The sequence below is a fragment of the Olivibacter jilunii genome (assembly GCF_900607235.1).
GTDB classification, from domain to species: domain Bacteria; phylum Bacteroidota; class Bacteroidia; order Sphingobacteriales; family Sphingobacteriaceae; genus Olivibacter; species Olivibacter oleidegradans.
This window is the reverse complement of record NZ_LR027862.1, coordinates 66,448-91,366: the sequence shown is the minus strand read 5'-3', so window position 1 is coordinate 91,366 and position 24,919 is coordinate 66,448. Positions and strand designations below refer to the sequence as shown.

Annotated in this window: 19 protein-coding genes; 10 read left to right on the top strand and 9 right to left on the bottom strand. The window is 42.7% G+C overall.

All coding sequences use genetic code 11. The features are described 5' to 3' along the window. Positions 1-73: 73 nt before the first annotated feature. Entirely contained in the window at positions 74-1,816 is a 1,743-nt protein-coding gene (locus E0E36_RS27255; protein WP_130858557.1) for a RagB/SusD family nutrient uptake outer membrane protein, read from the bottom strand. Positions 1,817-1,876: 60 nt separating this feature from the next. Continuing rightward, complete coding sequence (locus tag E0E36_RS27250) at positions 1,877-5,089, bottom strand: SusC/RagA family TonB-linked outer membrane protein (protein ID WP_130858556.1); 3,213 nt, start codon at positions 5,087-5,089, stop codon at positions 1,877-1,879. A gap of 367 nt (positions 5,090-5,456) precedes the next feature. Here E0E36_RS27250 and E0E36_RS27245 point away from each other — a divergent pair, with 367 nt between their 5' ends. Beyond that, on the top strand, positions 5,457-6,224 hold the full coding sequence (locus E0E36_RS27245) for a DeoR/GlpR family DNA-binding transcription regulator (protein ID WP_013663741.1): 768 nt from the start codon (positions 5,457-5,459) through the stop codon (positions 6,222-6,224). 3 nt (positions 6,225-6,227) lie between these two features. On the opposite strand, the gene E0E36_RS27240 is transcribed toward E0E36_RS27245, so the two are convergent. After that, a complete protein-coding gene (locus tag E0E36_RS27240) occupies positions 6,228-6,749 on the bottom strand; it encodes an NADPH-dependent FMN reductase (RefSeq protein ID WP_013663740.1) in 522 nt (173 codons plus the stop codon). A 295-nt stretch (positions 6,750-7,044) separates the two neighbouring features. Here E0E36_RS27240 and E0E36_RS27235 point away from each other — a divergent pair, with 295 nt between their 5' ends. From E0E36_RS27235 to lepB, 5 genes are all read left to right on the top strand, one after another. After that, on the top strand, positions 7,045-7,839 hold the full coding sequence (locus E0E36_RS27235; protein WP_013663739.1) for a ParA family protein: 795 nt from the start codon (positions 7,045-7,047) through the stop codon (positions 7,837-7,839). Then, the gene (locus tag E0E36_RS27230; RefSeq protein ID WP_013663738.1) at positions 7,839-8,768 is read left to right on the top strand and encodes a ParB/RepB/Spo0J family partition protein; all 930 of its coding nucleotides are present in this window, start codon (positions 7,839-7,841) and stop codon (positions 8,766-8,768) included. The genes E0E36_RS27235 and E0E36_RS27230 overlap by 1 nt, the downstream gene beginning before the upstream one ends. Then, positions 8,768-9,469, top strand: coding sequence for a DUF5683 domain-containing protein (locus E0E36_RS27225; protein ID WP_013663737.1), 702 nt, complete (start codon positions 8,768-8,770; stop codon positions 9,467-9,469). The genes E0E36_RS27230 and E0E36_RS27225 overlap by 1 nt, the downstream gene beginning before the upstream one ends. Before the next feature lie 70 nt (positions 9,470-9,539). Continuing rightward, positions 9,540-10,280: a 4-hydroxy-tetrahydrodipicolinate reductase gene (gene dapB / locus E0E36_RS27220; RefSeq protein WP_130858555.1), complete on the top strand. Its 741-nt coding sequence runs from the start codon at positions 9,540-9,542 to the stop codon at positions 10,278-10,280. Between the two features lie 188 nt (positions 10,281-10,468). After that, the gene (gene lepB / locus E0E36_RS27215) at positions 10,469-11,893 is read left to right on the top strand and encodes a signal peptidase I (RefSeq protein WP_130858554.1); all 1,425 of its coding nucleotides are present in this window, start codon (positions 10,469-10,471) and stop codon (positions 11,891-11,893) included. Positions 11,894-12,236: 343 nt separating this feature from the next. Here lepB and E0E36_RS27210 read toward each other — a convergent pair whose 3' ends face one another. The 4 genes from E0E36_RS27210 to E0E36_RS27195 form a co-directional block, all read right to left on the bottom strand. Further along, entirely contained in the window at positions 12,237-13,703 is a 1,467-nt protein-coding gene (locus E0E36_RS27210; protein ID WP_130858553.1) for an efflux transporter outer membrane subunit, read from the bottom strand. Next, positions 13,696-16,857 (bottom strand): efflux RND transporter permease subunit, encoded by a 3,162-nt coding sequence (locus E0E36_RS27205; protein ID WP_013663733.1) that lies wholly within the window; start codon positions 16,855-16,857, stop codon positions 13,696-13,698. Before E0E36_RS27205 ends, E0E36_RS27210 begins: the two co-directional genes overlap by 8 nt. 54 nt (positions 16,858-16,911) lie before the next feature. Beyond that, entirely contained in the window at positions 16,912-18,078 is a 1,167-nt protein-coding gene (locus E0E36_RS27200) for an efflux RND transporter periplasmic adaptor subunit (protein ID WP_130858552.1), read from the bottom strand. 123 nt (positions 18,079-18,201) lie between these two features. Further along, complete coding sequence (locus tag E0E36_RS27195) at positions 18,202-19,320, bottom strand: Ldh family oxidoreductase (RefSeq protein ID WP_130858551.1); 1,119 nt, start codon at positions 19,318-19,320, stop codon at positions 18,202-18,204. A gap of 414 nt (positions 19,321-19,734) precedes the next feature. On the opposite strand from E0E36_RS27195, the gene E0E36_RS27190 reads away from it, so the two are divergent. From E0E36_RS27190 to E0E36_RS27175, 4 genes are all read left to right on the top strand, one after another. After that, on the top strand, positions 19,735-20,301 hold the full coding sequence (locus E0E36_RS27190; protein WP_130858550.1) for an RNA polymerase sigma factor: 567 nt from the start codon (positions 19,735-19,737) through the stop codon (positions 20,299-20,301). Further along, entirely contained in the window at positions 20,282-21,025 is a 744-nt protein-coding gene (locus E0E36_RS27185; RefSeq protein ID WP_130858549.1) for a hypothetical protein, read from the top strand. Before E0E36_RS27190 ends, E0E36_RS27185 begins: the two co-directional genes overlap by 20 nt. 256 nt (positions 21,026-21,281) lie before the next feature. Then, positions 21,282-22,145 carry an outer membrane beta-barrel protein gene (locus E0E36_RS27180; RefSeq protein ID WP_013663728.1) on the top strand — a complete coding sequence of 288 codons (864 nt, stop codon included), beginning with the start codon at positions 21,282-21,284 and terminating at the stop codon, positions 22,143-22,145. Positions 22,146-22,256: 111 nt separating this feature from the next. Further along, entirely contained in the window at positions 22,257-23,318 is a 1,062-nt protein-coding gene (locus E0E36_RS27175) for an ABC transporter ATP-binding protein (RefSeq protein WP_130858548.1), read from the top strand. Here the strand turns inward: E0E36_RS27175 and E0E36_RS27170 are convergent. Together E0E36_RS27170 and E0E36_RS27165 are read right to left on the bottom strand one after the other, a co-directional pair. Continuing rightward, the gene (locus E0E36_RS27170; protein WP_207303822.1) at positions 23,311-23,817 is read right to left on the bottom strand and encodes a TlpA family protein disulfide reductase; all 507 of its coding nucleotides are present in this window, start codon (positions 23,815-23,817) and stop codon (positions 23,311-23,313) included. The genes E0E36_RS27175 and E0E36_RS27170 overlap by 8 nt on opposite strands. 526 nt (positions 23,818-24,343) lie before the next feature. After that, on the bottom strand, positions 24,344-24,817 hold the full coding sequence (locus E0E36_RS27165) for a ribonuclease H-like YkuK family protein (RefSeq protein ID WP_013663724.1): 474 nt from the start codon (positions 24,815-24,817) through the stop codon (positions 24,344-24,346). Positions 24,818-24,919 lie beyond the last annotated feature (102 nt).

Genomic DNA, 24,919 nt, shown 5'->3' with positions numbered 1-24,919 from the left:
CAAATTTAAATATAAATAAATAAAATTAAAGTTTAGCCATTGGTATGCACGAGCAACACCAATGGCCATACGGTTATCTCGACTCCCACCCGGCGTTCTGTTTTAGATTGGGATTGAGGGTTATTTCCTCGATAGGAATAGGTCTTAAATACATGAAATCGTCAAATATCCGTCGTAAATTGTTTTGTGCGACAATATTTCCGCTTGTTTGATTTGTCAAATAATGTTGCGTGCCGTTAATGACAAAATACACAATACCCTTTTGCGGATTGGAGGGTACAGCGGTTACAAAGGAGACATCGTTTTTACCATCTTCATTGAGATCATACGGTGTATTCATTGCAGGAACATAAAGTCCGGTATAAGGCTTAAGTAACAAATTAGCCAACTTCCAGCGCATGAGATCATCATATCGAAAGCCTTCCATGGCTAGTTCAATAGCACGTTCTCTGCGTATTTCAAGCAGCGCAGCGCTGAGGTTTTGATCGGCAAAGTATTCCTGTTCCAGATAAGTGTCGGCTGTTAAAGGCATTGCCGTGTTGCTTAAACCGGCACGTTCGCGAAGCAGTTTGATGGTTAAGTTCCATTCCGCCTCTGTGAAACGGTTCAGCTCGGCCATTGCTTCGGCATAGTTCAGTAACACTTCCGCATAGCGCATCAAGGGAAGTGAGTTGTTGTTTTCGGCACGTCCATCGGTTGCTTTCGAATCGAGCGTAAATTTGTAGGGCATGTAGCCGGTGTAGGTATAAGTGAAGTCGGGCGGTGCCGGCTGGCCCTCCCGTTGATAGCTGCCCATGCGAATGCACTGTTGTAGGCGGAGATCTCTGTTTTTTACTTCCTCCCAGAAAGGGATCTGATTGTAGTTCGCCTGATCGGTAAATCGACTGCCATCGCGATTTAAGAATGTATTAACGAATGTTTTCGTGAAACTGAGCCGCCGACCGTAGGTTGCACTTGTCCAGTACCAATTGGCATCGTTCAGTACGCGCAAGGAGGCGTTGTTGATTGCTGCCAACATGATTTCGTTGGTTTTTGGTTGCTCATTGATAAATAGGTTTCGGAAGCTCGTCGTCGGGTCCGATTCTATGTTCAAACGGTATTGGCCGCCGTCAATTACTTGCTTGGCTGCATCAGCGGCTTCTTGCAGCCAAGTGTTTGCCGTGGCTTGAAGATTGAGTTCTTCATGATACTTGCGATAAGTGCCTTCGAAAAGACAGATTCTGGATTTGAAGGCCAAGGCTACCGGTCTGCTGATTTGGGAAGACGTGGGATCAATGGCCGGTGAAATGTTCTCGCAGGCAAAATTAAGATCTGCTAGAACTTTTTCCATTACATACGCACGTGAGTCCTGCGGTTTGTATAAATCGGGATCATCAATCGTGAGTGTTTTTTCTTGCCAGGGAACGTTGCCGAATTGTTTTACTTTATTAAAGTAGAAATAGGCACGGAAGAAACGGGCTAACCCCTCAAAATGCTTACGTGATTCGTCGCTTATTTGTGCTCTTACCATTTGCTCGAGGAAGTAGTTGATATTTCGAAGCGGCCCCCAGGTCCATCCACCGGCTTGTGCGGCCGAATAACTACCCGATAAATAATTGTCGATCGTGGAGCCTACGAGGAAATCACTTGTTTGGTCACCTCTGACGATATCATTGGCGCTAGGCAAATTGTTGTAGAAAGAATTCGCATATAATTGCAGATCCTTTTCGGTATTGAATGCATTTTCGGGTGAAAGCTTGTCCGGTGGATACTGCTCGAAGGATTTTTCGCAAGCAGTTAACAAAGCGAGTGTAGCAATAAAAAATATCTTTTTCATCCTATATTTTCTTTTATTCATTTTTTGCTTGTTTTAAAAGGCATTTTGAATAGATTCTTATTAGAGTGTTACGTTGATTCCCAGTGTATAGGTTTTGAGCATCGGATAAGCCATGCCCTGTCCTGCATTTGGATTCAGCTCCGGATCGGCACGTTCTATATTTTCCGGATCCATGTTGGGATTGTGTTTGAACATGGGCGACCAGGTCCAGAGGTTTTGGCCGGTGAAGTAGACGCTCAGGTTTTCGATGTTGAGCTTACCTAACCACGACTTCGGCAAATTGTAGCCGATCGAAATACTTTTCAGGCGTATATAGGCGGCATTTTGAAGGTAACGGGTCTGATTAAACGTTAGTTCGCCGCGCGAATTAAGTGCCGTATAGCCGCGTGGGCGAGGGAAATATGCATCGGGATTTTCTTCTGACCACATGTTATTCACAACATAAGTTGGATGCCAGCTGTACGGACGATTGTAAGGTCCCCAGAAGAGCGCGTTGTCTGCACCAGGCATAAATTCACGCTTCCCAACCCCTTGAAAGAAGCTGGTTAAGAAGAAATTGTTCCAGCTAAAATTAGCATTAAAACCAAATTGAAAGCGAGGCTCCGTATTGCCGATAATCACTTGGTCGCCGGGATCGCCTAAGGTATTGGTTCCTTGGTCAATTTTTCCATCGCCGTTTATATCTTTAAATTTAATATCGCCCGGTAGGATTTTGTTAGCGGCTGACACTCGTATAAACGACTGGTCGATTGCGTAATTATCGATTTCTTGCTGACTTTGGAAGAAACCGTCATTAACAAAGCCCCAAATGTCTCCCACGCGTTGTCCTTCGTAATAGGTCGTAATCAATCCGAGTGGATTGTTGAAGCGTGTGATGAAAGCCCTGCTGTCCGCCAGCGTAAACCGTAGGTCGTAATTGATTGGCTTCGACGTTTTGATCTGGTCGCGCCAGTTAAGACTTAATTCCCAACCGATTGTTTTCAAATCAGCGTAGTTTCCTTCGGGGACATCTGTTCCAAAAATACTTGGTAAGGGAAGTCCAACCGTAAACATATCGGTTGTTTTCCGGGTATACCAGTCGAACGTAGCATTCAGCCTGTTTTTAATGAAGGACAAGTCGGTCCCCAAATTAATAGTGGTTGCTTTTTCCCAGGTTAGCCCGTTTGGTATTACGCCGGGGTTAGACGTGTAATTCGGCCGAATACCTCCCAAGATAAGACCAGATCGGCTGACGTCCATTATCTCCAGGAATTGGTAAGGGTCAATATTGCCATTACCTAAGCTGCCGTAGGAGGCTCTCAGTTTAAATTCGCCAATCGCCTCTTTTAGACCGTTTTTCCAGAAGTTTTCTTCAGAAACGCGCCAACCGCCTGAAATGGACGGGAAGAAACCCCATTGCTGTCCGCGCGGAAATTTAGACGATCCATCATAGCGACCGTTCGTTTCGAGTAAATATTTACCGTCGTAATCATAACTAATCCGATAGAAACCTCCGGCAGTCAGCCATTCGTTTCCTCCACCTGTTAAGAGAAAATTTTGTCCATCAATTAAAGAGAAATCAGGAAGCGAAGGATTGATCAAATTATCACGTTCCATATAACGGCTCGACAATTTTGATCGCTCGTAATTATAGCCAAGTACGGCGTTGATATGGTTTTTTCCGAAGTCTTGTGTGTATTGACCATAGGCATTGAGCGCTAGATAGGTTGTGTTGTCAATAAGCTCGTTCATTTTGCTGATCCCTCGCTCGAGCGTAACACCGGGTGCATTGCTATACGGGACAGGCGTGTACAGGCGCGTGCGATTGAAAGCGGTTTTTTCAAAGGTGAAGTCGCCGTTGATTTTTAGCTTATTGTCGAAAAAATTGGTAAAAATCCGGGAGGTATTGCGGGTTTGTCTACGGGATTCATCCCAATGATTATTACCGGAAATAAAGCTGCCGAAAACAATGGAAGCATTTTCCGTGAGCGTTCCATCCGGATTACGCAACATGGCTACCGGAAAAGCTTCATCCGAAATACGTCGCCATACCGGGGTATTGCTTGGATGATTCAGTATGGGTGTAAAATAGGCTCTTTCGTTATAGGTAATGTCGTTTTCCACACGCAGCCATTCTTTCACCTGTATGCTTCCTTTAGCGCGTAAATTATATTGGTTGTATTTATCGGGATTATAACGAAAAATCCCGCCTTGGTTATTGTAGCGACCTGAGAGATAGAATGATGTCTTTTCACCACTGCCGGAGAAGCTTAATTGCTGCTCCATTGAGGGCGTGTGGTCAGCATACAATTCTTTCAACCAATCTGTGCTTCCATAATAAACGTATCTTCCGGTAGCCGGATCAATATCGGTAGAAGGGGTGTTGCCGGCCTCATGCCGCTTACGCAATTCTTCCAGGTATTCTTGCGACCAAGGAAATACACTATTAGCTTTTTGCGGGTCTGCATTGTAGTCGTTCCACGAACTAAAAGCCTCATTGAACGTTTTTGCCCACGGATATCCTTCCGTTACCAGATCCGGGCGTATGGTATGATCATTTCTGGAATAGCCGGATGAATAGTTAATAACCGATCGTTCTTTACTGGGTGTTTTCGTTGTTATTAATACGACCCCGAAGCTACCGCGGGCACCGTAGATGGCTGCGGATGCCGCGTCTTTTAAAACAGTGACGCTTTCAATATCATTGGGATTCAAGAGATCGGCATTGCCCGGTACACCATCTATAAGTACCAGCGCCGATCCTCCGGCACCAATGGAGGTCGTTCCGCGAACATTAAAGGTAGCGCCACGCGTAGGTTTTCCATCGGTCATTTTAATGTTCAGGTTTGGTATAACCCCTTGGAGCCCCCGAGTAGTGCTTGCGAGGGGGCGATTTTCAAAAACCTCTTTTCCGACTTGATCAACAGCGCCGGTTAAATTTGCTTTCTTTTGTGTGCCATAACCAACCACTACCACTTCTTCCAGATCGGCCTGCCCGATTTTCATGACGACATCCAGTTGGCTTGCGCCTTGTGGGTTCAGCTGTTGTGTGATGTAACCGATAGCAGAGAATGAGAGCGTAGCATCATCTGGAATTGATAAACGGTAGATCCCTTGCTCATTAGTAGTTGTTCCAATGCGTTTATCTGTCCCGATAACGGTAACTGAAACACCGGGTAAGCTTTCTCCACTGTCTGTCACGACTTTTCCATGAAGCGTTTTTAGCTCTTGTCCATTGGCTAGAAAAATGCAACAGAGGCAGTAGAAAAGGCTTAGGTAAATCTTTCTTTTCATTTTTTTTAGTTTTATTGATTGTTGATTTTTGTTTATAAATATTTTATAACGTTGCCAAAATTCCCTTTTGAATGTTAAAGCTTTGTTAAGTACAGGTTATTAAATCCTTTTATAGCTATTGTGCAAGGGTTTGTACTTCAAAATTCAAAATGGATTGACGCTTTTACTTGATATTTAACTACCCGCTGGTAGGCTGTATTTCGGTTACTAACTGGTTTTAAAGCCTCTAAGATAGAATATTTAATAAAAAATAACAAAATAAATGTTTTAAAAAGTTTTAATAAATAAAAAATAACAAAATGAAACATATTTGGTGTGGTATGATATTTAAGAAATAATAAGTACTATTGCAGTAGAATCCGTGATTATGAGGAATATTACCAAAAGACATGAGGCAATCATCAAGCTGATCAAAGCAAATGGAAGCGCAACCATTCCGGAATTGGTAGAGATGACAAAAGTTTCGGGGGTTACGATAAGAAAAGATTTGAAATTTTTGGAGGATAAGAACTTGTTGTTTTGTACTCGAGGAGGGGCTTCATTAACCAATCCGTATGCGAATGATCGTCCAATTGTGGAGAAGGCGTTGATTAATCCGGATAAAAAGCAAAAGATTGCGAAAGCATCTTTATCGTTGATTGGACAAAATGATTCCATCATGATCGGATCGGGTACAACCGTGTTCGAATTAGCAAAGGCATTGCAGCCAAACCATCCGATTACGGTTATAACACCTGCGATTAAAGTGGCCTTCGAATTAAGTGGAAGAAATAATATTGAGGTCCTTCAATTGGGTGGCTTGGTGAGGCCAAGTTCTTCTTCTGTTGCCGGGGCGCATGCGGAATATATATTGGAAACGATTTCTTGTGGTATGTTATTCCTGGGGGTTGACGGAATCGATATAGATTTCGGTTTATCCATTAGTAACTTGGCGGAAACGGGCCTGAACCAAAAAATGATACGTGCGGCCCAGCAGGTGGCAGTTTTGGCCGATAGTACAAAATTTGGAAAAAGAGGGATTGGTAAGATTTGCGAACTCAGTGATATCGCTTACATCGTCACCGATGAGGGGATTCCGTCGAGCATGGTTAAACTCTTGGAAAAAAAGGGAATTAAAGTGGTGATTGCGTCGTAAATATTAAAACGCTATAAATTCCGTAATTTGCTGATTCGTGAAGTGAAGTGTATCTTCTTTAAAAAAATCCATTTCTTCATTCAGCTCTTGCTTGATATAGGGGATGTGAATGCGTAAAGGAAGTGTATGAAGATTAAGGTAATGACAAACACCCGTGAAGTGCTCGATCCCACGGATATTGCCATATCTGCCGGAGCTGATTCCTACCAGTGCTGCCTTCTTTCCAACGAAGCTGTCCGGAAATAAACAACTGTCGATAAAAGTTTTCAAGACACCTGGAAAGCTCCCGTTGTATTCCGGAATAACAAAAATAAATTTTGTTGTGGCGCTGATCCTGTCTTGTATGGGTTGAAATGCGTCACTTCTCGCCCCGTAAAGATCACTAACAATAAAATTATCCGGCAGTGATTCGAGTGACATGATCTCGGACCCATAACCTTTTTTGCCAAGTTGTCTGTAGTAATAGTTCGCTACTTTTAGCGAGTAGCTGTCTTTGCGATTGGTGCCGGCTATAATTGTGATCATTGTTAATAATATGTGTAAAATCTAAACCCCTTCTGGTTTTTAAGCTGTGTAAAATTTGTATCTTAGCAACCTTGTTTAAGGTGTTTAAAAACTGCGAAGATACTAAATAAACGCATTTTTAAACAAGGAGAGAAGAAAAGGGTGCGCTTTTTTTGGGGAAACCGAATCAATTTTTTTCGGAGAAAATGCTCCATTAAGGCAATATTAAGAAGACATCCTAGTTTAATGGATTATGACGGATTGAAAGCGGGAAACCATTAGGCGAATATTTTTTACTTAGGACTTATAAATTACAATGGGTAAAATCATAGCGTTAGCCAATCAAAAAGGAGGAGTGGGTAAGACCACATCCTCGATTAATTTAGCAGCGAGTCTTGCCGTATTGGAGTACCGAACACTTTTGGTGGATGCGGATCCTCAGGCAAATTCGACCTCCGGTATCGGTTTCGATCCAAGGGCTATCAAATCGAGTGTATACGAATGTATTATTAATGATTTAGATCCCAGAGAGGCTATCCAAAAAACCGAAACACCTAATCTGGATCTGCTCCCTGCACATATTGATCTTGTAGGGGCTGAGATTGAGATGATCAATCTCAATGATCGTGAGTATAAAATGCGGTCCGTATTGAAGCAGGTAAGTGACGACTATGACTTTATTATCATCGATTGTTCGCCCTCTCTCGGATTAATTACCATTAACGCATTAACAGCGGCAAACTCCGTGATCATCCCTGTTCAATGCGAATACTTTGCGTTGGAAGGACTAGGCAAGTTGCTAAACACCATTAAAATTGTTCAAAACCGCTTGAATACCAATCTCGAGATTGAAGGCATCTTGCTAACCATGTACGATGTTCGTTTGCGTTTATCCAATCAGGTAGTTGAGGAAGTGCGCTCACATTTTAACGACCTGGTTTTTAATACCATTATCCAACGAAATACGCGTTTAAGTGAAGCTCCGAGCTTTGGTATTTCCGTGATCATGCACGATGCCAACTCAAAAGGAGCCATTAACTATCTAAATTTGGCGAGAGAGATTTTAATTAAAAACGGTTTACAGAAAGAGCAAGAGGAGGCAAAAATATAATGGCGCAACAGCGAAAAACAGGTTTAGGAAAAGGCTTAAGTGCATTGCTGAATGATACAGACGAAGTGGTAAAGCAAACAGCAGCCAGTCAGCAGTCAACCGCAGTGGGAATAGGGAAGGATGTGCCGCCGGGATCAATTAGCCAGATTAAAATTGATGCGATAGAAGTAAACCCTTTCCAGCCAAGGACAGATTTTGATGCAGAAGCCTTAAATGAGCTTGCTGATTCAATTAAATTACAAGGTCTGATTCAACCCATTACCGTACGCAAAATGGGAAATGGGAATTATCAGTTGATTTCCGGCGAACGACGCTTAAGAGCATCTAGGATTGCAGGACTGACAGAGATTCCGGCATACATAAGAACAGCTAATGACCAACAGATGTTGGAAATGGCACTCATCGAAAATATACAACGCGAGAATCTAAATGCAATAGAGGTTGCCTTAAGTTTTCAGCGCATGATTGACGAGTGTAACCTAAAGCAGGAAGAGTTAGGTGATCGGGTAAGTAAAAACAGATCAACGGTTACCAACTATCTTCGTTTACTAAAATTACCACCGGCTATTCAGGCATCTATCCGCGATGGAAAATTGAGTATGGGGCATGCCCGTGCCTTAATCAATGTCGCCGATGTCGATAAACAACTGTATATTTTTCAGGAAATTATTGAAAAAGGATTATCTGTACGGAAAGTTGAGGAGCTGGTGAGGCTCGTTAACGACAGTACTTACAAGAATAAAGCGAAGCCTGATACTAAAGAGAAGCCGCTGTCGTTTGAGTTTCAAAAGATCCAGGATGACCTGGCCTCCAAATTTTCTACTAAAGTAAAGCTCAACGTAAAAAGTAAGGGTGGAAAAGGTACGATTGAGATTCCATTTATGTCGGAAGATGATCTTAGTCGGATTCTGGAGTTATTAGATTGGTAATGACAACATTTCGGTTTCTCTCTTTACTTGTTTTTTTTGTGATGGCCTGCTCTTGTGTGCTAGCACAGGTGCCCGATAGTATTAGAACACCTAATGATATCAGTAAAGATCGTTTCAATATGACTGATACCGCTAATGTGCCGAAAAAGGAACGGAAAAGACGGGAACAAAAAGAGGAAGAGCAGAAGCCGGTCGTTTACAAAGATTCCGCTCGTTTAGCATTAGAAGCTTTGACGAAAAAGGCAGTTCGCCGATCACTTATTTTGCCGGGATGGGGGCAATTGTTTAATCGTGGTTGGGGCTATGTAAAAGCTCCGATCATCTGGGCAGGTTTCGGAGGCTTAGGTTATTCGTTTGTATTTGCACAGAATAACTACAGTGAGACCTTAGAGGAGGTTCGCTTCCGTCTAGCCAACCAGGGGCTCAGCCAGAATCCAAAATATCCTGACTACGTGACAACTGAATGGCTTATCGGGGCGAAAGATTTTTATCGACGAAACCGAGATTTAACCATTCTGCTTACCGTTGGATGGTATGCACTGAACGTAATCGACGCTTACATCGATGCGAAATTTAAACGCTATGATATGAGTGACGACCTCACTTTTAATATTCGTCCTACCCTGATGCAAGCTCCCGGTATGTTGGCTTATCGTTCGACTCCGGTAGTGGGGCTAAAAGCAACCTTTTCGATTAAGTGACAAAATTTACTACATTTAGGAGTTTTAAGTAAAATCGTATATTGCAAACCTAAACACATAGCAAAATATAATGAACATAGCCTTGATTGGTTACGGTAAAATGGGCCGTATCATAGAAAAAATTGCTTCTGAACGAGGTCATACGGTGGCATTGATTATTGATGAGAATAATCGACATGAGATCATAGCGGACGATTTTTCTGACATTGATGTTGCCATTGATTTCAGTACGCCACATGGGGCCCTTCAAAACATAAATCTTTGTTTTGAAGCAGATACGCCCATGGTTGTGGGAACAACGGGCTGGTATAGTCACCTGGCGGAAATTGAAGAAAAATGTAAAGCAGGTAACAAATCCTTACTTTACGGGTCTAACTTCAGTATTGGTGTTAATGTGTTCTTTCATATCAATAAGTTATTGGCTAAAGCTATGAGTCCTTATAAACAATATGACGTCCAAGTAGAGGAAATCCATCATACTCATAAACTGGACTCCCCAAGCGGTACGGCCATTACGATAGCAGAAGGTATTTTGGAACATAACGATGATAAGGATGAATGGGTAAACAACCTGGTCGGAGAAGGCGACGAAATCATACCGAAGAAAAATCAGTTATTGATCGAATCGCATCGGATTGAGGAAGTACCCGGCACCCACACGGTATTGTACAGTTCGGAGGTGGATCAGATTGAATTTAAACACACAGCACATAGCCGTGCAGGCTTTGCTTTAGGTGCGGTCATCGCCGCGGAGTGGTTGCAAGGTAAGAAAGGCTTCTATGCTGTTACGGATATGTTTGATTTTGGGTAGCTGTCTGCGGTCAGAAATCAGCTTTCTTTTAGAACAAGCTGAAAGCCGACTTCCGAACGCTGATTACTTTTTTAATTATTGATATCTTATTTGTTTCTTAAGGCATCAATGAGCCCTCCGGGGTTTTGACCATCCCTACGGGAGGCAGGCTTTTTAATTTTTACTTTTTAATTTTTACTTTATAAGGCATGTTAACAGCTTTTTTGGTAGTATTTTTTCTGGGCACGCAGATCGGTTTATGGTTACTTTTTGTGAAAGCAGGAAGGCCCGGATGGGAATCACTGATTCCTTTCTATCGTGAATATATTATTACTAAACTTACCGGAAGACCATGGTGGTGGGTGATTTTGCTAGTAGTCCCTATCATCAATCTTTTCATCGGTATCGGGCTGTACATAGATTTTGTTCGATGTTTTGGTCGGCGTTCTTTTCTCGATCAAGTGGGGACCATTATCGTACCTTTTATCGTCTTCCCCTTATGGGGCGCTGATAAAACGGTTACCTATTGGGGAGCTTCTGCTACAGAAGAATTTAAGAAGAAGTATCCTTACAAAAAGTCTGCGACCCGGGAATGGGCTGACGCCATCGTCTTTGCAGTTGTCGCCGCAACGTTGATCAGGACTTTTTTAATTGAAGCTTACATGATTCCCTCCGGCTCTATGGAACGGAGCTTACTTACCGGGGATTTTCTTTTTGTTAGTAAAATAAACTATGGACCACGTCTTCCGATGACGCCGATTGCTTTTCCTTTTGCTCATCACACCATGCCAATAACGGGCACGAAGGCCTATTGGGACGGTTTGGAAATGGATTATCGTCGATTACCGGGCTTGCAGAAAATCAAACGTAATGACGTAGTGGTATTTAATTATCCGATGGAGGCTGATGCACCTTTTAATAGACCGGTGGATAAACGGGAAAATTATATAAAGCGTGCGATCGGTATACCGGGTGATACCATTTCCATTGTAAATGCACAGGTTTATGTTAATGGAAAACAGGGCATAACGCCCGTGGAAGGTCAACTTATGTACGAGGTGACCACGGATGGTACCGATATTAATCTAGACCGCATTAACGATATGCGGATCGACGGTGGATCAACGGGGCAAGCGAACCAGTACGTTTTCTATCTGACACCTTCGTTGGCAAATACAATCAAAGGATGGGCAAACGTGAAGGAAATTAAACCGCTTATTTATCCGAAGGGAACCCCTGAACCTACACAGGATATTTTTCCCCAAGGGTCAGATTGGAACAGAGATAATTATGGGCCGGTCATTGTGCCGCATCAAGGTTGGACGGTTCAATTGAATGAACAGACCGTGCCAATTTACGAACGTGCTATTACGGTATATGAAGGCCACACGTTTGAGAAAAAAGGGGATGGTTATTATATTGATGGTGCTAAAGCAACGAGTTATACCTTCAAAATGAATTATTATTGGATGATGGGGGACAATCGCCATAATTCATTGGATTCGAGATTTTGGGGATTTGTGCCGGAAGATCATATTGTTGGTAAGGCCCTTTTTGTATGGCTTAGTTTAGATGACAAAGGATCTTTCTTTGACAAGATCAGATGGAATCGTATTTTTATGGGAATCCATTAATTTTAGTTATTCGTTGAGAGTAGTTAAGTTGTTGAGTAGGGAATTATTCATTCGTGTTCACTTTAAGGCATTCATGAGCTCGCTATGCTCGGTTAGTTAATTAGCCGATTAGCCAATTATTCATTAATGTTTATTTAAAGGCATTCCCTGAAAGACTCGGGACGGGCATGAGCTCTCCCGAGTCTTCGGAGTCGGTTAATTAATGTGATAATGTTGGTACGAACAACCAACAACGAATAACCAACAACTAACCTAGCCCTTAGGAGTGCCTCTGCTCACAACGGACAACTAATAACCAATAACTAACAACCAATAACCAATAACTAACAACCAATAACTAACACTACGCCCCTCCACCCAATGCTCTATACAACTCAACTCTAGCCAGCAATAATTGTTGTTTAAGGCTTACTAATTCCAGTTCACTGTCAATCGCATTCTGTTGCGCCGTAATGACTTCCAGATAAGTAGCATAACCTGCTTTAAATAATAATCCCGCTTGTTTAATACCTAGTTGAGCAACCTTTACTCGATTTTCAGCAATTTCATACTCTTCCTGCAATTTTTTAAAGGTTATCAACGTATTGGTAATTTCATTAATGGCATCCAATACAACCTGTTGAAAATCCAGTTCGGCCTTATCCCGTTCGAGTTTGGCAACTTCGATGTCCGTTTTAATTTTGCGTTTATTAAAGACAGGAGCTGTCAAACTCCCTATTATACCCCCAAATAGAGAGCCGGGAATTTTAAACCAATTTTTGGATAACATACTGTTTACCCCGCCTTCGGCTTCTATGGTCAGCGCCGGATAACGATAGGCCTGTGTGACGCCGACATTTGCATTAGCAGCACGTAGCGCGAGCTCAGAGGCACGTACGTCGGGTCGGTGACTCACCATGTATAGCGGAACACTGGCCGTAACAGAATCTTCGATCAAAAAATCAGTCAAGGAGGCATCTCGTGGAATACTATCGGGCAATTCACCGGATAAAGCTCGCAAGCTATTTTCTTGAATGACTACCTGACGCTCCAATTGCGGAATAAGCGATTGAGCTGCTAAACGTTGCGACTCGGTTTGCTGGATAGCGAGCGAGGTTACCTGACCTGCATCCCGTTGCAATTTGACAATGCGTAACGTACTATCAGTCAACCGCAGGTTTCGACGGGCTACTTCCAATTGAGCATCCAACATCAATAAGTTGTAATAGCCTTCCGCGATATTGGCAACCAATTGCGTTTGTAAGAGTTTACGAGCCTCATACGTTTGCAGATACTCCGCTAGGGTCCGCTCATTCAAGCGCCGAATTTTACCCCAAATGTCCAGCTCCCAGCTGAGTCCAATACTGCTCATATGCTGCATGGTATAATCAAATAAGGTTTCCGGAGCTTCTTTACCCTTCGTTTCGTAATATTTCGAGGAGGGATTAGAATAGAAGTTTTTGGATCGGTATTGCCTATTGACGCTTCCCAAGGTAGCATTGATGTCGGGAAGAAATTCTGCACGTGCCTGGAAAACACGTTGGTTAGCAATCTGAATGTTTTTCAGAGCTTTCCGCATATCGTAGTTACTCACAAGGGCCGTGTCAATAATTTTACGAAGTGTAGTATCGACAAAGAATTCGCGCCAATAGATGTTGCCTATTCCGACCGAATCGGCGGGACTGATTTCATCTCGATATTTTTTGGGAAGGTTCAAATGCGGCCGCTTATAATCTTTCCCTACTTTACAAGCATTAAGTAATAGACTAAGGAATATCGTCAAAAGTGCTATTGAGCCGAAGTGCCTTGTTTTTATATTTTTTTTAATCATCTTCTTCCTGAATCATTTTGGATTTTACCTTTTCATCAAAATGCTGAAAAACCATATAAAGAACGGGGATAACAAATACACCAACTGTTACGCCGAATAACATACCGCCTGCTGCACCGATACTGATTGAATGATTACCTTGTGCCGACGGTCCGACCGTCCACATCAAAGGAATCAAGCCCGCAACGAAAGCCAGTGAAGTCATTAGAATCGGTCTCAATCGTAAGCGGGCTCCTTCAATCGCGGCATCGTAAATCGACAAACCGGATTTACGTTGTTGAACGGCAAATTCCACAATGAGAATGGCGTTTTTCGCCAGTAGTCCTATAAGCATGATAAGGCCAACCTGAACATATATGTTGTTTTCGAGTCCGACCAGATTGACAGCTGTATAAACCCCTACGAGACCAACCGGAACCGAAAGTAAAATGGCGAAAGGTAAAATATAGCTTTCGTATTGTGCTGCCAGTAAGAAATAGACAAAGAGAATACTTAACGTAAAGATTAGAATGGTTTGTCCACCACTTTGTCGCTCTTCCAAACTCATGCCGGTCCATTCATAGCTATAGTTTGCTGTCAACACCTTTTCCGCCACCTCATCGACAGCTTTCATCGCGTCACCGGAACTATGGCCTGCCGCTGGTGTCGCATTGATAGCAATAGCATTAAATAAGTTATAACGATTGACGGTTTCCGGACCAAAGACTTTCCGCAGTTTTACCAAGGTATTGGCTGGTACCATGTCACCGTTTTTATTACGGACGAAAATCGATTTAAAAGACTCCGGGTCATTGGTAAATCGGGCGTCTGCCTGCATGTAGATACGATATTGTCTGCCAAAGCGACTGAAATCGCCAGCTTGTACCCGGCCGTAATAGCCTCGTATGGTTGTCATCAGATCCTTTGCGGTGACACCTAGGGCCTGTGCTTTTACAAAATCGACCTCTAGCTGATATTGTGGGAAATTGGCTTTAAACGGCGTAAATGCTGTTTCAATTTCAGGTCTTTTTTGCAGTTCTTGAATAAAATTGTTCGCCACCTTGCTGAACGATGCAAAAGTACCACCGAGGCGGTCTTGTAATACGAACTCTAAGCCACTAAAATCACCAAACCCTTGTACCGTAGGACGTGGATAAACGCTAAAAGTGGCTTCGCTAATCTGAGAAAGATCCTGACGGATACTATCCATAAAAGCGTTAATGTCTTTTATCTCTCCTCGTTCCTTATGGTCTTTTAGATTGATATAGCCTACCGCAAAGGCCGGGCTGGCCGTGGCGTCAATGGCATTGTAACCGGAAATAGTCGTCATGCCTGAAATCTGCTCGCGTTTTCTCACTATGCTGTCGGCTCGCTGTAATACTTCTGTCGTTCTCGCTAAAGAAGCCCCAGGAGGCATAGACATAGAAAAGGTAACAAAACTGTCGTCTTCTGTGGGGATAAAGCTTGACGGTGTTCTATTCATCAAAAAAATACCGGCTGCGGAAAGCAAGGCTAACAGGGCCAGGGTAAGCCATTTCTTACGCAGCAGGAAATTTAAAGAGCGTATATACTTATTGGTAAGTGTATCAAACGCAACATTAAATCCATCAAAAAACCGCCTCGAATATTTGGACAATTTGCTTCCTTTTAACTCCTTTTCCTTATCATCATGGTGGTTGTTTCTCAACAACAAAGCGCATAGTGCAGGACTTAATGTTAATGCATTGAGCGCCGAAATCAAGATAGCAGTAGCTAGCGTATAGGCAAACTGTTTATAAAATAGGCCGGACGGACCTTCCATGAAACCGACAGGAAGGAATACTGCCGCCATTACCATGGTAATCGATAAGATGGCGCCGGTAATTTCGCTCATCGCAGAAAGTGTTGCTTTCCGCGGAGATAATCCGGTACGTTCCATTTTTTGATGAACCGCTTCTACGACAACAATGGCATCATCTACCACAATACCAATGGCTAAAACGAGCGCAAACATGGTTAAAACGTTGATGGAAAAGCCAAATAGAAGTAGGAAGAAAAAAGTTCCTACCAACGATACCGGGATGGCGATTGCCGGAATCAATGTGGAACGAAAATCTTGCAGGAATATAAAGACAATGACAAACACCAAGAAAAAGGCTTCGAATAAGGTGTGTTTCACCTGACTGATCGACTCGTCTATTTGATCACGAACACTATACGTGATTTCATATTTGATACCCTCGGGAAAAGATCGCTGTAACTTTTCCATCACCTTTCGTATTTGTCCATCGATTTCCACGGCATTCGAGCCACTCGTTTGGACTACGTTGATCGTTAACCCCGGGAAGCCGTTTACTTTGTTGTCCGATCCCACATTAGAAGCACCGAATTCGATACGAGCGACATCTTTAAGGTAGAGCACAGAACCGTCTTCGTTGGTCCGAATAACTAGATTTTCATAATCCTCCGGATTACTGAAACGACCGCGATGTTTCAAAACGGTTTCGAAAACCTCATCGGATGCTTCACCGAATTTTCCCGGGGCGATTTCAAAGTTTTGACTCTTGATGGCATCGATGACATCTTGAGGTACCAAGCCGTAAACAGCCAATTTTTCCGGATTAAGCCATGTACGCATGGAATAATCTCTAGCTCCAATTCGACTGATGGCGGCAACACCTGGGACGCGTAATAACTCGCGGTTAATATTAATTTGCGCATAGGCTTGCAGGAAGGTTTCATCATAAACCGTATCAGGGTGATTACTGAAAATATTCATAGTCATGATGACACCATTCTGCTTGGGCATAACACTGATGCCCGCTTCGTTTACTTCTGCGGGAATTTGGCTGGCGGCCTTTGAAACACGCGTCTGGACATTAACGGCCGCTTGATCGGGATTGGTGCCTGCTTTGAAGAAAATATTGATACTGCCGGAACCGGTATTACTGGCGGTAGATCGTATATAGGTCATATTGTCGACCCCGTTAATAGCTTCTTCAATAGGTAGTAAGACACTCTGCGCCACCGTTTCAGCATTGGCTCCGGGATAAGATAAAGTAACGCTCACGCTCGGAGGGGCAATTTCGGGAAAACGTGTGACAGGTAATTGCAGCATGCCGACAATGCCCAACATGACCAATAAGATGGATATGACGGTAGCAAGGACGGGTCTGCTTATGACGGTTTTTAACATAGTTTTTTCCTCTCGCTAATGGAGTTAATAGGTATTTACTTTAACATGGGGATTTTAACTGCGTTTGGGATTTTGTAGTTGTGGATTAATGGCTAGGCCGTCTTCCAATTTGTCAAAGCCTGACAGTACGACGCGGTCGCCCGGCCTTAGTCCATCTTTAACAATATAGTTAGGGCCGCTGACTCCATCAAGAATGACGGCACGCATCTTTACCTTGTTATCCGGCGTTACAATATATACAAAGGTTTTGTCTTGTAATTCAACGGCAGCTACTTGAGGCATCAACAAGACGCCGGGTTTCTTTTCTTCCATCTTAAGGGTACCGGTATTCCCTTGTCTGAGAACATCATGCGGATTGGCGAAAGAAGCCCGTAAGGAGATGGCCCCCGTTGTTCGGTTTACTTGACCATCAATCGCATCTACAATCCCTTTCTCCGCATATTCGGTACCGTCGGCCAACATAAGGCGAACGTAGGGAATTAACATGTCATTGTTAGCAGACGAGTCGTTTGATCGTCCACCTTTGGTGAAATGTAGGAAATCTGCCTCGCTCATCGAGAAATAGACATACACTTCGCGAGTATCCGAAAGTACCGTGAGCGGCTGGGAGTCTCCTTTGGTAACCAAGTTTCCGATGCGTTTGGGAATTCTGCCTATGTATCCGCTCGAGGGAGCTTTAATATTGGTGAAGCCAAGATTTATCTTGGCAGTAGCTACTGCCGTTGCCGCTTTTGCTACCGAGGCTTTAGCAACCTCGTTGTTCGCTTGTGCCGTACGGAGCTGAACGTCTGATATTACATCGTTTTCTACCAAAGGTTTGAGGCTCTCGACTTCCAAACGGGCATTTTTTTCTTTAGCCTTTTCAACTGTTTCTTCTGCAATGGCATTTTTGAGCGCCTCCAAATAAGGTTGTTCGTTGATTTTAAAAAGATTTTGTCCCTGTTTCACGTAGGCACCTTCATCAACATATATTTTTTCTAGAATGCCCTCAACCTGTGGACGGATTTCTACATTTACTTTTCCTTCGATGGTTCCGAGATAATCTCGTTCTGTTAAAGCCGTACCGGTGTCAACCATAAAAACCGGAAGACTTAATCGCTTGTTGCTTTCATCTTCTGCGTTGGAGGAACCGGAATGGCAGCTGCTTGTAATTGCTAATAAAAAAAGACCTGTACTGAGTGTTAAAAGGGATTTAATGTTTTTACTCGTTTTAATAATCATTGATGTTTTTTATGTTTTAGTGTTTAAGCATGTTGTTGCTTTTCAACAAAACATTTTCAAATAAGTTTGCTTTTATAAGGACATAAAGCCAACCTGTAGGTTTCAGAATTAATGCCAAAAACGTCATGCTATGTTCGGTGATGGTAAACTAAGGTCATTCGCTAGCTTTAGTAAATCATCAAATACACTTTTAACAACAGGGATGCCATTTGCTTTTCTTTCTATGGTTGCAGCCCGCTCGGGTTCACCGGGAATAATGACAGGCTGACTTTTGTCAATGGGTTCTGCGTTTTTAAACCGATGAATCCAATTATCCATATGCTGTTTAAAATCGTCAAGAGGACGGAAACCATCGGCTCTCAATGCGCCTAAAAAATGTCCCAAACCTTCTCCTACGGGTTGAGGATGAGGCTCTAAATAAGCAACAAAAGGCGGTGCCCAAGGGCCATAATTAGCGCCCGAAAGCACGGCACTTAGAATGTCAACCGTGGCGCTAAGTCCAAATCCTTTGTGACTACCATGTGCTCGGTCACCTCCCAAAGGAAGTAAGGCCCCTCCGGATTTAAGCTCGTGCGGATTTACCGAAGGAGTGCCGTCTTTCGTTTGTACCCATCCGTCAGGAATAGAATATCCATTGCGCTGAGCAATTTCAAGTTTACCGTTAGCAGCAGCGGATGTCGCCATATCTACAACTACCGGCGGATACGCTCCTGCCGGAAATGCATAACACATGGGGTTGGTCCCTAACATCCGCTCTTTGCTGAAAGTGGGGGTTACTAGCGGACTGGCATTGGTCATGGCATAACCGATCATATCTTGTTTAACAGCTAATAAGGCATGATAACCGGCAATGCCGAAATGATTGGAGTTGCGTACAGCGACCCACCCGGAGCCATAGTCTTTAGCTTTTTTGATGGCAATTTCCATGGCATAAGGTGCTACTACCAAACCTAAACCGCGATCCCCATCTACGGTAGCCGTAGTGGGCGTTTCATGTATAATCCGTATCTCCGGTGAAGGATTTAGTCTGCCTTTTTGCCACAGCCGAACATATCCGCTTAGTCGTGCCGTCCCGTGGGAATCAATGCCGCGTAGATCGGCTGCAATCAGCACATCCGCAGCCAGTTTAGCATGCGCTGCCGTACAACCGATCGTTAAGAATACTTGTTCAGTAAATTCACGTAGGCTGGTTTCGCTTATTATAAGTGTGTTTTCCAATTGTTTGTGTTTCTTTTTGTTCAAGTGCTTCGCAAACTTAATAAATTGTTGTTAGTTGTCGGTTATTAGTTGTGGGTTGCAAGTTATTAGTTATTCGTTGTTGGTTATTAGTTATTCGTTGTTGGTTATTAGTTATTCGTACCAACATTATCAAACTAACCGACCCCAAAGACTCGAGGGAGCTCCTATAAATAATGCCTTAAATAAACACTAATGAATAATTAACCAACCCACTACTTAGCTATTTAACGTCTCAACCACTCCACAATTTCTCTACTTCACGCCCATGCTTCATTGGCTAATTCACCAATTGGCTAATCGGCTAATTAACTAATCCCCTACTTAACTATTTAACGTCTCAACTACTCAACAAAAAAATAAAAAAATCATGCAACCTTTTTACTGCTCTTGACATCTAAGAGAAAAAGGGAACATAATTTGAAGCAATTATACACCATCGATGATCTATTGGAAGGTTGCCGCAGGGGAGAGCGAAAGGCACAGGAGTCGCTCTATCGGGCAATTGCTTCGAAGATGTTCAACCTTTGTTTGCGTTACGCCACATCCGAGATGGAAGCAGAGGATATGTTGCAAAATGGTTTTATCAAGGTGTTTCAGTGTGTAGCTGGTTTTAGAGGCGAGGGGTCTTTCGAAGGTTGGATACGAAAAATCTTTGTAAATACAGCGATAGAGATGATACGGAAGAATAAGCGAATACAGAACACAATAAGTGTTGACGCCGTTTTTGACGAAGAACAACAGACATTTGATATGGAAGGGCTGGAGGTACGTGATTTGCTTGCGCTGATTCAACAATTGCCTGACGGTTATCGTATCGTATTTAATATGTATGCCCTGGAAGGTTATTCACACAAAGAAATAGCAGAAGCACTGAGTATCAGCGAAGGTGCTTCAAAATCGCAATTGTCCCGTGCGCGGGCATGGTTAAAAAGTAAATTGGTAATGTTAGAAAGAGGGGGTAATTATGGATCGTATGCGGAATGATATTTTTGATGAGGAAGTTCGGAAAAAACTTGATTCTTTTGAACCGCAGGTCTCGAACAAAGTATGGTCGAATATCGCCGAACAGTTGGATCAGCAGACAACCGGATCGGGAGCAAGGTCGCTTCAAGTGAAGAGAGCCTTGATGAGGTGGTCGATAGCCGCCATGATTGCGCTTACTTTAGGGGTGGGGATAACTTATATCAAACAGCCACGCAAAGTTGTATATTTAAGTGCAAAGAAAGAAGTTATCAAAGACGAAGGGGCTGCCTTACCACTGCCGGTGACCAAAAGCAATAATGGAATCGGTAAAGGCGAAAAGATGGTTCATAGGAGCGTATCCCCTGCGAAAAGGAATTTAAAGGAGCGAATAGACGGGCGGAAAATAACGGTATCGGAAAATAGGGCAATGACAGATCCCGATGTTATTATGGAAGACACGGGCAACCGGCCCATGATCGTCAATGAGGTAGTATCAGTCGCCGTATCTCCAGGTAATGGACGCGTGGAGCAACCGGCGCTACAGTTTGCTTTTATTGAGACTCCGACGTTAAAGGATACAAAGATGAAGAGCCAAGAAAAGAAAAATTTCGGCATAGGTGAGATTTTAAATTATGTCGTAGGTTCGGTTGATCATGGCGATGCAAAGGTGCTGTCTTTTGCCAGTGATGATGAAGGCACATTGAAAGTAGCCGTTGATTTGAAGGCATTGAAGGTTAGGCTGTGATGGGGGAATGGTTAAGTAAGGGGGATAGTCAAGTAGTTAAGTAGGGGAATAGTTAAGTAGTTAAGTAGAGGAATCGTTAAGTAGTTAAGTAGGGAAGTAGTTAAGTAGATACGAATTGACGACTCCACGACTCGACAACTTAACTATTTAACGACTCAACGACTCAACCATTTAACCTCTCAACGACTCAACAACTCAACGACTCAACTATTTAACGTCTCCAACAACTAATAACGAACAACTAATAACTACATATATGAAGCATATTTTATTTACAGGGTTAACTTTTTTAGCGTTGATTGGCACCGTTCAGGCAAGCAATACTGAATTATCGAAGGTGGAGGGGATACGTGATACAACGGATATGGACACCGTAAAAACTGAACGGAAGCGAAAGCTAACCGTCAAATGGAGCTCTGATGGAGATAATATGGTCAAGGTTGAACGTTGTAATCCTTGCGATAGCTTAAATAAAAGTAAGAGTACTGACTTTTTGAAGCAGAAGCCGAAGGTTATTTTAGGAATCACATTTTCCCGCTTTGATTTAGGATTGGCTACCTTACTAGATAATGGTAGTTTTACGCTTAGTCCGGAGAACGATTTTCTAAGGAACCGAACATGGAAAACAATTAATGTGGGCTTTGATGTTTTCCAATTCGGCTACCGCTTCAACGAAAAGTTTAGATTGTTTTTGTCTGCCGGTTTTGATTGGACCCACATCCGCCTGAAAAATGACATCATATTCGACCGGAATACTACACCGCTAAGCTACACCGAATCGGATATACATTATAGCAAAAACCGTTTCAGCTCCAGTTATCTTAGGATACCGATAACCTTCGAACATCGATTGGGCATGGATCGTGATTTACGAATTGCCTACGGCCCAATTGGAGGTTTCTTGCTAAGTGGAAGCCAAAAATTTAAGAGTGAAGAGGAAGGCAAACGGAAAGTTAAAGACGATTTTAATTATGCTAAATTCCGTTATGGTGCTTTTGCACGTGTAGGCTATAAATGGGTCGGTTTATATGCCAAGTACTATTTCAATGATATGTTTGAGAATAGTCCACAGCAAGAGGGCCTGAGAAATATGTCTTTCGGACTGATGTTCTTCTTCTAAAAACTGTTGCTTTTATAGGTCGATCAGTCGCTGTCACGATCGACCTAGTTCATGAATGCCTAAAATTTTTTTATCTTCGAGGCGTTTACACTATAAGTGTAATGTTTTTTGATGGCAAATAATACAAATACCCCTTCCTGCGATTTTATTCCTTCGGATACGCAAAAGCAAGGACTAGCATATATTCAGGTCGATAATTTATCAAAACGTTTTTCGGATAAACCGGATAGTTTAGGGTTAACCCAGATCTCCTTTGGTGTGGAGCAAGGTAAAATCACGGCGATTATAGGGGAAAGTGGAAGCGGAAAAAGCACGTTGTTGCGATTAATTTACGGTCTTGCAAGTCCTGATGAAGGGGAAATTCGTTTCAAAGGATGGAAGGTGCCGGGGCCCTTTGATAAATTGATCCCGGGGCATGAAGACATGCGTCTGGTATCTCAGCACTTTGATGATTTAAATACCTATGCCAATGTTTGGGATAATGTGGCGTCTCGTTTATCAAATACCAACTTACTGGAAAAACACGATAAAACGGAAATCGCCTTAAACAGTCTGAATATTTTGAGGCTATCCAAACAACGTATTGCTGATCTAAGCGGAGGCGAGAAGCAGCGGGTAGCCATCGCCCGGGCACTTGTGACCGGACCGCAGGTCTTATTAATGGATGAGCCCTTTAATCAGGTCGATGCTTCATTCCGCGACCACTTGCAACAAGATATTCGAAAGATAGTAGATGAGATCGGCCTAACGGTCATTATGGTATCCCATGATCCAAGTGAAGTATTGGCTTTATCGGATGCTTTATTAATTTTACAAGACGGTAATTTAATGGGAGCAGGTAGCCCGAAAGAAATTTACAATAATCCACCCAATGCGTATACCGCTAGATTATTGGCAAGGAGTAATATATTGTCCGAGGAGGAAGCTAGTTATCTATTACCGGAGATAAGTGCAAAAGAGATCATTATCCATCCGGAGTGGATACGAATAGATGAGATCGTGCGGACTACTACGCCATTTACTATTCAGAACATCCTTTTTAAAGGCTTTTACGAAGAAATTATATTGTCGGCTGAGAAGCTCCAATTGCGATGTATTAATAAAATGCCGAATCGATATCAGCTTGGACAACAGGTGTCAATTGAAGTCTTGCAACATAAAGCGATTAATTAAGTCTCTTATCCAGGACTTCTAATAGCTTATCAAACTCTTCTTCCGTATAACCAAGGGATAAATAGATGATTTTGCCCTCTTCATCTACCACGACGTTTCTAGGAATACCGCTGTTTGCGTATTTTGAGAATATTTCCCGCTTCACATCAGGGAGGATGGGAAAGGTGTAGCCCGTTTTTTCAATGAATGGCCGCAGTTTGTCCCAATTCTCTTCACGGCCGAAGACGAATAACTCAAACTTTTTGTTAGTCTTGTAACGATCGTAAATTTCTTTCTGAACGCGAGGGAGTTCTTTTCGGCAAGGAGGGCACCATGTCGCGAAGAAATTGATCAACACGACCTTTCCTTTATAATCCTGTAGGTTTTTTAAGCTGCTGTCGGCTAGAGTGAACGAAAAATCAGGTGCCTTATCGCCTATTTTAACCAACCACTCTTGCTGATCTTGCGCGTAGGAAAATGTCGGTAGAAAGCTTATCAGGAAAAGGAACATGTATTTCATTTGCTATTTGTTTTTAGTTGTTCGTTATTGGTTATTCGTTGTTAGCCATTTGTCCTATGTCCTACTACTTTACCTGCCTGCCGGCAGGCAGGTGGTTATTACGGTACCAATACAAAAGTATCAAGCCTGCCTGCGGTAGGCAGGTATCAAGACAAACGCCAAATTATTTGCCTGTCAGTTGGGATTACTTTCTCCCGTTGGTCCGTCAGTTTCGGTTTTAACATAGAGAAGGAGGTGTTTATATTAAAAAACCTAATACGTCCGGTTAAAAGTAAAAGCCCTCCGTTCTGCCACAATGTCGCCTAGGAAATTTGCGGTTTGCACGTTGATGCATTACCGTTTAAAGCAAAGTTCCAAGCGACGAGTCTTTGGTTACTTTCTTCGGAAGAAAGTGACAAAATAAAGGTTTTTTTTTAAAACGAAATCCCTTTGACAGCTATGGTTCTATGTCATGTTACCTAGACCTTATGTCCAAAATTCGCTCATCATTTAAAAAAAGCTCACAACTGGGAATCAAAAAACTTCTTTACTGCACCATTTTATTCGCACAGGTTGAGCTTGCAAAAGCCTCCGGTTTCGCTTTGAATACAAAGCCCATACTTAAAATGTATCCCATAGCTTCATGAAGTGCCTGATTGGATTTAAACATAGGATTAGTGTTAATGTCGGCATGTACTTCTAAGTCGACATGATAGGTATCCAAAATATCGCAAAGTGAATAAGCCGTTTCAATAGAACGCTGCACTTCCGCGAGCATTCGTTCTTTGATGCTCATTTTAAGCAGGGACCGTTCTTGGTGAATGAACATAAAGCCACCTTTCTTTTCGCGGATAAAAGCAATCACGGTTGCAAAATCAGTGATTTGCCCTTTTACCTGCGAGTCGGTGCCGATGCAGACTTTGAGCTTGTTTCCTAATGCATATTCTTTCGAGATGGCTGTGCTTACTTCCTCGAGAAGTGGTTTGCGAATGGGTTCTCCGCTAAATTTTTTCCAGGTCATAAATTAAAGGTATTACGTTAAAATCTAAATAGCCCTTGCCTGCGTATCGATCTTTGCTATAAAGTTAGCGCATTTGAAGTGTTTCCTGATAAAGAGAATGTG